The sequence below is a fragment of the Sphaerochaeta pleomorpha str. Grapes genome (genome assembly GCF_000236685.1).
Lineage (GTDB): Bacteria > Spirochaetota > Spirochaetia > Sphaerochaetales > Sphaerochaetaceae > Sphaerochaeta > Sphaerochaeta pleomorpha.
On record NC_016633.1, the window covers coordinates 3582389 to 3590853 of the forward strand.

Genomic DNA, 8465 nt, shown 5'->3' on the forward strand with positions numbered 1-8465 from the left:
ACGAATTAGGAGAATATGCTATACTATAGGCAATGGAGGAACCTGCATATGGAAAATAACCTAGTGTATACTATCGGCAGACAGTTCGGAAGCGGAGGAAGACAGGTAGGTAGGACCCTTGCAAAGAAACTTGGTATTCCGTTTTATGATAAGGAGCTCATAGCACTCAGTGCCCAGGAAAGCGGATTGAGTGAAGCTTTGTTTGCAAATGCCGATGAAAAGGCAACGAGCAGTATATTTTATTCTCTGGTAATGGGGAATTACCCGATGGCCAGTGGGGCTCTCGGTGTAACGGAAATGCCACTTAATGACCAATTGTTCCTTATCCAGTGCAAGACTATAAAGAAACTTGCGGAAACAGGTTCCTGTGTAATCGTAGGGCGTTGTGCGGACTACATTCTGCGTGAGCGGGAAAACGTACTCAATGTCTTTATCCATGCTTCACTCGAAAGCAGGGTGGAAAGGGCTATCAAAGTCTACCAGGTTGATGAGCATAAGGCTGAGGATGTCTGTCTCAAGGCTGACAAGCAGCGTGCAAATTTCTATAATTATTACAGTGACAGGAAGTGGGGTATGTGCCGCACGTACGACTTGAGCCTTGACAGCAGTAAAATCGGTATCGACGGATGTGCCGATCAGATCATTGCTTTTGGGAAGGCCTTGGCAGAACATAAGGGACAGGGTATCTAATGCTTTTTGATGTTTTGGATAAATTGGAGTGGTATCAGAAACTCTATCCCTCGATTGAGACGATTATTGATATTATGGACAGGAGCCTGCCCTACGAGGATGGTGATGGTTCTCATTGTGTCGATGGTATCGATTACACAGTAGAAACGTATGTTACGAAGAGTGATGCACCGATTCAGGCAGCCTTTTCTGATTGTATGCATATCATTCTGGAGGGAGAAGAGGTGATTGCCCTGGAAGAAGAAGGAAACCCTTCAGTGGTTGCCATGGCGACCGTCGGGCGTTTTATTCTCTTTTCGAAGGGAGACCAGTATAAAAGTGCATTGCAGAATGGCTCTCCCGGCACCGTGAAAAAAGTAATTTTTACCCTTTCTGGGCCTCGGCTCTAAATTGTTCCCTTTTTCTCCAGAGGTGTAACAACATACACTTTTCGCCGTCTTTTGCATTGCCGTTCTTTATGGCTTGTATGAGACGGCGATGTTCTGTCTGGGTTTTCTTTATCCCAGCCTTGCTGAGGCCCTGATACGACATTAAAACCGATTCATTGAGATTGAGTCTTCCCCACATCTGGTCCAGCAATTGATTATTTGCAAGGTGCACGAGATTGTAATGGAAACGGTAATGAAGGGTGTTGAACAGCTGGATATCTATGGTACCGCTTTCCCCTATTGTATCCATCTCATCGAGTAACTCTTCCAACTGTTGGGCAGAAACGCGATTGTGGCAATCCAAGCGTATGGCAAGGGCTTCGAGATAGGCCCTTACCTCGGTCAATTGCTGATATTCGTTTTTGGTTGAATCCTTTACATAGCTTCCGCTATGGGGGACGATCACGATAAAACCATCCTGTTCAAGGCGTTTCAAGGATTCCCGTACGGGGGTCCTTGAGCAATGAAATTCCTGTGCAAGGGTGTTCTCTGAGAGTTTTTCCCCTTTTGCGAGTTTCTCCTGGAGGATATCGTTCTTCAGGTTCTGGTAAATCGTATCGATGAGGGATCTGCTTTTCACATCATGCATAGTTTTCACAGTATAACCAAAGAATCAGACCCTGAGAAGTAGAAAAAGGCTGTGCATTTTCAGTGCACAGCCTTTGATCGGTCTTCGTAGATACTCTATTAATTGGCGACGGTTGCCCCTGGAGGATCGATACCAACCAGTTCAATGTCGAAAACAAGAAGGGCATTCGGTGCAATGTTCTGAGTTCCATCTTCACCATATCCCAAGGAAGGATGAATCCAACATCTGATGACACTTCCGGTATTCATGGTAAGCAGAGCTTCCTGGAAACCAGGAATAACCTGGGTTACCCCGAAGTGCGCTGTTGCCCCATTGTCATATGAACTTTCGATTATGGTACCATCAGCCATCTGCAGCTGGTAATTTACCTCAACGGTATCAGTTGCAACGGGTTTGGGACCGTCGGAAGCAACCTGCACCTGATACTGCAATCCGCTGGCCGTCGTGATCACTCCCTCGTTGGTCTTGTTTTCCTCAAGATATTGGTCTGCTTTGGCAAGGTTTTCTACTTTTGCTGTTTCAGCCCAGGCAGAATATTCCTTTTCGAGTTTCTGCTGATATTCATTGAAGGCACTCTGCATCTCTTCATCGGTAAGCAATGTGGAGTTCTCAAAGGCAAAATCAAGGATACCGGCAATATAGAAATCACCATTGAGCTCGATTCCCTGCTGAAGCATGTTGTAGGTAAGCAGGTAGCCATAGGTATAGCTGAATGCATCGGTAAGGTCTTCACTCAAAGGAAGGTTTCTGATTTCCTCGAGGTTTGTATAGCGCTTGCCGTAACCGGTAACGCCTTTGCCTTCATTCCAGATTGTATTCTGATAGGCATCAATGTTGGCATACAGTTCATCGAGCGAATAGTAGCCAGGAACCTTCTGCTCTGCGCTCACAAGGCCATCCATTGCTCCCTTTACGTAATAGCCGCCATTGAAAAAGAGATTCTGGTTTGCAAAGGACTGGAGCAGCAGGTACCCGTAGGTGTAGCTGAAACGCTCGATAAGGCCTTCGGGAACCTCCAGCATTGAGCTGCTGATGGTGATGTCCTTGATCTTAAGGCTTACCAGGGGATTGATGTATCTGATGTTCTGGGCAACAGTTCCTGATGCCACAGTCTCGATATAGTCTCCAATGGTCAAGGATGAGACAGGAAAACTGCTTACAGTCTTGCTGTCGGTAGTGTATGCAATGCGTTCGCCCCCTAAGGTGCGTACGGTAATAATTGGGTTTGTTTCGGTATTTTCAACTGAGATAATTCTTCCAGTCACAGCACCTTTTGCTGTTTCTTTCATTCCTGCTGCAAATAACATAGGTACCATGAGTGTCATGATAACGAGCACCATGGCAAACTTGACAAATTTACTTCTGTTCATGTTTATTCCTTTATTTTTAGTGACAATAGAGTTCTGCCTATACATACATTACTTTAAGTTCTCTTTGGCCAATCGTCAATGACTGATTTTTCAATACTTCCGATTTTACCTCTATAAATGCTAGCAGGTAAACCAGATATCCTTGATTTTGTATTTTTATGTACTTTATGTTGTTGTTGAAAAGTTACATTTTGCATGGTATTGTACGGAAAAGAGGATTAAGAAATGCCAGTTATTACCCAGAAAAATGCTACATCCGACGACATTCGTCTCTTATATGAGACCGTTCGCATTGCCCATGAGGCAAAAGAGGCAGGAAACCACCCCTTTGGTGCTTTGCTTGCCGACAAAGACGGGAACATTCTTATAGAACAAGGAAATGATCACAATGAGGGAGGCCCTGCCATGCACGCAGAGACTGCCTTGATGCTGAAAGCAGGAAAAAAATATAGCCCTGAATTTCTTTCTACGTGCAGTCTGTATACGAGTGCAGAGCCTTGCGTAATGTGTAGCGGAGCCATGTACTGGACCAACGTTCGGCGCCTGGTTTTTGGCATAACCGAGTCCCAACTGCTCTCCCTGACCGGCAGTGATGACCAGAATCCTACCTTTGACCTTCCCGCGGTTTCGGTACTTTCCCATGGACAGAAAGACCTTGAAGTGGTAGGTCCTGTCGATGACGAGGCCCTTGTAAGGGCAATTATCGAAGACCATATAGGATTTTGGAATAACTGATGGTCAAACTACCCTATGTCCTGCAAAAAGAAAATATCTGCAGGTTCGACGGTGATACTTTCTTTATCGGGGACAGGCGAACTTTTCCGCTTGCCAAAACCTTTGTAGCATGCTCATCCGTAAGGGACATAGCAATAGCCCTTACACAGATGGTCACCCAGGGGGGAGGTCCTCTCCAAGTCGCCTTTACCACACTTTCCTATTGTGCCCATAGGATGGAGAGGGGAACGCTTCCTGCAGGTTTTGAGACATTTAAGGGAAGCGCAGCCCAGTTGATCGCTGCCCGGCCAACGAATACCACCATGGCAAGGGTACTTGAAAAGATGCTCGGTGAGATTTCCCTCCTGTTTGGGCAGGGAGGCGATCTGCATTCTGTGGTCCAGGCTATCGATGCCTTGGTTCTGGAAAACGAACAGCAGTATGATGCGATTTACCATGCAATGGGAAAGAAAGGGGCCTCCCTGCTCAAAGACGGTGAAACCGTCTTGACTACCTGCTTTGCCGAGCATACGTTTCTCTTGAGCCTTGCCTATGCACAGCAAGAGGGAAAGACTGTTTCGGTATTGGCCTCTGAGACCCGTCCCTATCTACAAGGAGCGCGCCTGACAGCTCCGAGCCTTCGGGAAATGGGAATACCTGTCAGCTTGATAACCGACGGCATGGGAGCCAATTTTCTGTCGAAGGGGAAAGTTGGTTGTTACATGACTGCTTCCGATGTAGTCTGTATGGACGGTACGGTAGTTAACAAGACAGGTACCTTGGCCAATGCAATTGCCTGTGCCTATTACAACGTCCCCTACTATTCATTCAGTATTTCACCCGATCCTTCGAAACGGAATTCAGGCGATCTGCATATGGAAATGAGGGATGGCAAAGAGGTAATCCACTGCATGGGGCACCTGATAACAGATGAGGCGATCCCTGCATTGTATCCCTCGTTCGACAGTATCCCCCCATCTTTAGTAACGGGAATCATTACCCCCAAAGGAATCCTTACCCCGGATGCCTTGTCAGGAGCCTATCTATGAAAGCAATTATCGGAGGAACCGGGGTCGATACCCTGCCTGGTCTCCAGTCAGAAAAAACAATGGTTGCCACCCAATACGGGGATGTTGAACTCTTTGTCGGGACAGGGAAGGACGCTTCCCTGGTTTTTCTTCCCCGCCATGGATCTGAGCATTCGGTTCCCCCCCATTTGATCAACTACCGTGCAAATATCAAAGCCCTCGTATCCCTTGGGGTCGATGAGGCTATCGGAATCTATGCCGTCGGATCAATCACCGATTTGCTCAAGCCTGAGCAGATCGGAACCATCTCTGATTTTATTGATGTAACCGGAGGCGGTCGGCAACACACCTTCTTCACAGGGGGTAGCGAGCAAGTCAGGCATGTCTCCATGGACAGGGTGTTTGACCCTGCACTCACTGAGGCCTTGCTCCAGGAGGACCCTTCCTTGGTTCGTGGCGGAATATATTGCTGTACCAATGGTCCTCGCCTTGAGACCCCTGCAGAGATACGCTCCTACAGAATACTCGGGGCTGATTACGTGGGAATGACCTGTGCAACGGAAGCTTCCCTCGCTGTTGAGGCAGGTCTTCGCTTTGCAGCCCTCGCCTATAGCATTAACTGGGCTGCCGGGGTAGAAGGAAGCGAAGTTGCGTTCATCGGAGATGCTATGATCAAACAGCTCCGTTCAAAAATGACTAGACTCTGTACCCAGGTACTGACAAGGAGGTAGCCCATGATTACTGTTCGGGAGGCTACAAAGGAAGATGCAGCCTTGATTCTCCCTTTCATGGCTACTGTGGGAGGCGAGAGTGATAATCTTGTGACCGACGAAAAGGGGCTTCCCTTTTCCTTGGGGCAGGAAGAAGCCTACCTGCAACATAAACAGGGATCGAAGAACAACATCCAGTTGCTTGCCTTCGAGGGAAATGTCCTGGTTGGCAGTGCAGGTTGTGATACGAGCTCACGTCAGCGTATCTGCCATGGTGGGGAAATCGGTATTTCGGTTCTGAAAGCCTATTGGAACAAGGGAGTTGGAACCTTGTTGCTCTCCAATCTGGTGCAATGGGCCAGAAACAGTGAAACGGGTTTAAGAAAACTTAGCCTGACGGTACGCGCAGACAATGTCCGCGCAATAGCCCTTTACAAGCGATTCGGTTTTGTCGAGGAGGGTAAGGTAAAGCGTCTGCTTCAGATCAACGGTGTTTTTTATGATGGAATAACCATGGTTCTTCTTATTGACTGACCCCATAGGTGAGGGAGAGAAAAACATATGACGCAAATCACCCTAAGCAAGACCAATTGTTATTATCTCGAAAATGAAAACGGAAATATGTTGATCGATACAGGATACGCCTATGACAAAGATCTCTTTTTGAGGCAAATGGGTGATGCTGGGATAAGCATAGGTGATATCCGCTATCTTCTGCTTACCCATCATCATGATGACCATTCAGGCCTCGTTTCGTTTCTGGCAAAAGAAAACCCGGACCTTGTGGTTATCATGCATGCTTTGTGTGCCCATCTTGTCTCGAAAGGATATAATGCAAAAGAATATGGAGGCAGATGGTGCTCCAAATCCATGCAAACCCTTACCTCGGTGTATAAGAAGTTCGATAAAAACTGGACATTGACCTTCCCCCCTTACTTTGCAGGCCCCCACGACCTTCTCTTGGATTTTTCCCGGGGGTCTGTCCCTTTCCTTGACTATACGATAATCCCGACCCCGGGACATACCCCAGACTCCATCAGTCTCCTTTCTAACGATGGTTCCTTGTTTATCGGGGATGCCGCTGCCAATTTCCTGCAGTTCGCAGGTACTCACTATGCACCTCCCTTCATCACAGACACCAGTCGTTTCTATGCAACATGGAAAGAATTACTCACCTTGCCCATTGATAGGATCTATCCTGCACATGGGAAAAGCTTTTCCCCTGATAAGCTGAAAAAACACTTGTATTCGCTCAAAGAAAGCAAAATGCCTTTGTTTACAGGGGATTGATAAAATGTCTGCAGGTTTATCAAAAAGCAATGGCTGCCACCTCGGTGACAGCCATTGCCTGTATAGTGCTATTCTTTGTAAAATGAATGCGTTTTCTTGTTTTCCCTTAGTCTTCCAAAGCCTGGAATTTGTCAAACTCGGCAATCATTTCCTGGTCTGGGTGTTTGTCAAGCAAGCTGAAAATGATCATCAGCAGGGTAGCAACGATAAAGCCGGGGAGCAACTCATAGATATCGAAGATGCCGCCGGAAAGCTGTTTCCACAGGACTACCGTACAGAATCCTCCGACCATAGCCGCTACAGCACCGTTTTTGGATGCTTTTCTCCAGAACAGACTGGCTATGATAACAGGTCCAAAGGTTGCCCCGAAACCGGCCCAGGCATAGCTGACTATGTCGAAAATCGAGCTGGAAGGATCCATGGCAAGGAATATTGCAATGAGCGCGATAACAAGTACGGTAATCCTGCTCACAGCCAACGTCTCTTTGTCAGAGGCATCCTTTCTAATAAAAGCCTTATAGACATCCTTGCTGAAGGCAGAGGCTGCTACAAGCAGTTGGCTATCGCTGGTACTCATGCTGGCTGCCAGGATTGCACAAAGGAAAATCCCTGCAATGAAGGTCGGGAATATCTTTTGCATGCTGGCAATGAATACGGTTTCGGCTGCACCCTGACTTTCATATACCATGGGAAGCAAAAAGATTTTTCCGATAACCCCTACGATCAAGGCAGCAGCCATTGCTACGGTAACCCAGACCATGGCTATGCGTCTTGAGGTCTTTACTTCTTCATTGCTTCTTATCGACATGAACCTGACAAGGATATGGGGCATACCAAAGTAGCCAAGGCCCCAGGATAGGGCGGAGATAATATCAATTGCCCCGAACTTTGTGCCGGGAGTAGCGGCAAACGGATTGAGAAACTGTTGCCCGAAATCACCAAGCTTTGTTACCGCTTCGAAAGGACCTCCACAGAGTATCGTGCCAATGACAGCTGTTAGCAACAAGGCCACAAACATCAAAGAGCCTTGGAAGAAATCGGTTGTTACTACCGCAAGGTATCCTCCAAGCAGCGTATACCCTAAAATGACGACAACCCCGAGTAGCAAGGCCAGGTAATAGTTAAGGCCAAAAACGGCATTGAAGAGTTTTGCGCTAGCAAGGAACCCGCTTGCGGTATACACGACAAAGAAAATGATAATCAACAGTGAACTGATGGTTTTCAGTATATTGGTTTTGTCATGGAAGCGGTTAGCAAGAAACTCTGGGATGGTTATGGCATCCTTTGCATGGATGGAATATTTGCGGATTCGCTTGGCTACAAAGAACCAGTTCAGATACGTACCGAGGATCAAGCCTGCTGCAGTCCAGAAGGCTTCTTTGAGCCCGGTAAAATAGGCAACTCCGGGAAGTCCCATCAAAAGCCACCCTGACATATCTGATGCTTCTGCACTCAGCGCGGTGAACCAAGGGCCAACAGAACGGCCTCCGAGGAAATAATCGCTGGTACTATTTGTTTTCTTGTACGTAAAGATTCCAATGGCAATCATTGAACCTAGGTACAATGCAAATGCCAAGGCCGTAATCAAGTTATTGCTGTTCATAAAAAAGTCTCCCCTGCACAAAAACGTAGTCTCAGATTACCTG

At 47.1% G+C, this 8465-nt stretch carries 10 protein-coding genes; 7 read left to right on the forward strand and 3 right to left on the reverse strand.

Going from position 1 to position 8465, the window contains the following annotated elements; translation table 11 throughout:
• Positions 1–48 precede the first annotated feature (48 nt).
• Positions 49–690 (forward strand): cytidylate kinase-like family protein, encoded by a 642-nt coding sequence (locus SPIGRAPES_RS16280; protein WP_014271857.1) that lies wholly within the window; start codon positions 49–51, stop codon positions 688–690.
• Positions 690–1079 (forward strand): NanQ anomerase/TabA/YiaL family protein, encoded by a 390-nt coding sequence (locus tag SPIGRAPES_RS16285; RefSeq protein ID WP_014271858.1) that lies wholly within the window; start codon positions 690–692, stop codon positions 1077–1079. The genes SPIGRAPES_RS16280 and SPIGRAPES_RS16285 overlap by 1 nt, the downstream gene beginning before the upstream one ends.
• Here SPIGRAPES_RS16285 and SPIGRAPES_RS16290 read toward each other — a convergent pair.
• Together SPIGRAPES_RS16290 and SPIGRAPES_RS16295 are read right to left on the reverse strand one after the other, a co-directional pair.
• Positions 1054–1707 (reverse strand): GntR family transcriptional regulator, encoded by a 654-nt coding sequence (locus SPIGRAPES_RS16290; RefSeq protein ID WP_014271859.1) that lies wholly within the window; start codon positions 1705–1707, stop codon positions 1054–1056. The two genes, SPIGRAPES_RS16285 and SPIGRAPES_RS16290, sit on opposite strands and share 26 nt — an antisense overlap.
• A 98-nt stretch (positions 1708–1805) precedes the next feature.
• A complete protein-coding gene (locus tag SPIGRAPES_RS16295; protein ID WP_014271860.1) occupies positions 1806–3077 on the reverse strand; it encodes an FKBP-type peptidyl-prolyl cis-trans isomerase N-terminal domain-containing protein in 1272 nt (423 codons plus the stop codon).
• A gap of 225 nt (positions 3078–3302) precedes the next feature.
• On the opposite strand from SPIGRAPES_RS16295, the gene SPIGRAPES_RS16300 reads away from it, so the two are divergent.
• Genes SPIGRAPES_RS16300 through SPIGRAPES_RS16320 form a run of 5 tightly spaced genes read left to right on the forward strand, consistent with a single transcriptional unit; the run spans position 3303 to position 6819 of the window.
• The gene (locus SPIGRAPES_RS16300; RefSeq protein ID WP_014271861.1) at positions 3303–3812 is read left to right on the forward strand and encodes a nucleoside deaminase; all 510 of its coding nucleotides are present in this window, start codon (positions 3303–3305) and stop codon (positions 3810–3812) included.
• Positions 3812–4840: a translation initiation factor eIF-2B alpha/beta/delta subunit family protein gene (locus SPIGRAPES_RS16305; protein WP_014271862.1), complete on the forward strand. Its 1029-nt coding sequence runs from the start codon at positions 3812–3814 to the stop codon at positions 4838–4840. The genes SPIGRAPES_RS16300 and SPIGRAPES_RS16305 overlap by 1 nt, the downstream gene beginning before the upstream one ends.
• Positions 4837–5550: an MTAP family purine nucleoside phosphorylase gene (locus SPIGRAPES_RS16310; RefSeq protein ID WP_014271863.1), complete on the forward strand. Its 714-nt coding sequence runs from the start codon at positions 4837–4839 to the stop codon at positions 5548–5550. The genes SPIGRAPES_RS16305 and SPIGRAPES_RS16310 overlap by 4 nt, the downstream gene beginning before the upstream one ends.
• 3 nt (positions 5551–5553) lie before the next feature.
• A complete protein-coding gene (locus SPIGRAPES_RS16315; RefSeq protein ID WP_014271864.1) occupies positions 5554–6063 on the forward strand; it encodes a GNAT family N-acetyltransferase in 510 nt (169 codons plus the stop codon).
• Between the two features lie 27 nt (positions 6064–6090).
• Positions 6091–6819, forward strand: coding sequence for an MBL fold metallo-hydrolase (locus SPIGRAPES_RS16320; RefSeq protein ID WP_014271865.1), 729 nt, complete (start codon positions 6091–6093; stop codon positions 6817–6819).
• Positions 6820–6925: 106 nt separating this feature from the next.
• Here SPIGRAPES_RS16320 and putP read toward each other — a convergent pair whose 3' ends face one another.
• Positions 6926–8422 carry a sodium/proline symporter PutP gene (putP, locus tag SPIGRAPES_RS16325; protein ID WP_014271866.1) on the reverse strand — a complete coding sequence of 499 codons (1497 nt, stop codon included), beginning with the start codon at positions 8420–8422 and terminating at the stop codon, positions 6926–6928.
• Positions 8423–8465 lie beyond the last annotated feature (43 nt).

What these genes read in the sequence shown, in the direction of transcription:
- SPIGRAPES_RS16280 (WP_014271857.1), top strand. Translation starts at nt 49, where the DNA reads ATGGAAAATAACCTAGTGTATACTATCGGCAGACAGTTCGGAAGCGGA.
- SPIGRAPES_RS16285 (WP_014271858.1), top strand. Translation starts at nt 690, where the DNA reads ATGCTTTTTGATGTTTTGGATAAATTGGAGTGGTATCAGAAACTCTAT.
- SPIGRAPES_RS16290 (WP_014271859.1), bottom strand. Translation starts at nt 1,707, where the DNA reads ATGCATGATGTGAAAAGCAGATCCCTCATCGATACGATTTACCAGAAC.
- SPIGRAPES_RS16295 (WP_014271860.1), bottom strand. Translation starts at nt 3,077, where the DNA reads ATGAACAGAAGTAAATTTGTCAAGTTTGCCATGGTGCTCGTTATCATG.
- SPIGRAPES_RS16300 (WP_014271861.1), top strand. Translation starts at nt 3,303, where the DNA reads ATGCCAGTTATTACCCAGAAAAATGCTACATCCGACGACATTCGTCTC.
- SPIGRAPES_RS16305 (WP_014271862.1), top strand. Translation starts at nt 3,812, where the DNA reads ATGGTCAAACTACCCTATGTCCTGCAAAAAGAAAATATCTGCAGGTTC.
- SPIGRAPES_RS16310 (WP_014271863.1), top strand. Translation starts at nt 4,837, where the DNA reads ATGAAAGCAATTATCGGAGGAACCGGGGTCGATACCCTGCCTGGTCTC.
- SPIGRAPES_RS16315 (WP_014271864.1), top strand. Translation starts at nt 5,554, where the DNA reads ATGATTACTGTTCGGGAGGCTACAAAGGAAGATGCAGCCTTGATTCTC.
- SPIGRAPES_RS16320 (WP_014271865.1), top strand. Translation starts at nt 6,091, where the DNA reads ATGACGCAAATCACCCTAAGCAAGACCAATTGTTATTATCTCGAAAAT.
- putP (WP_014271866.1), bottom strand. Translation starts at nt 8,422, where the DNA reads ATGAACAGCAATAACTTGATTACGGCCTTGGCATTTGCATTGTACCTA.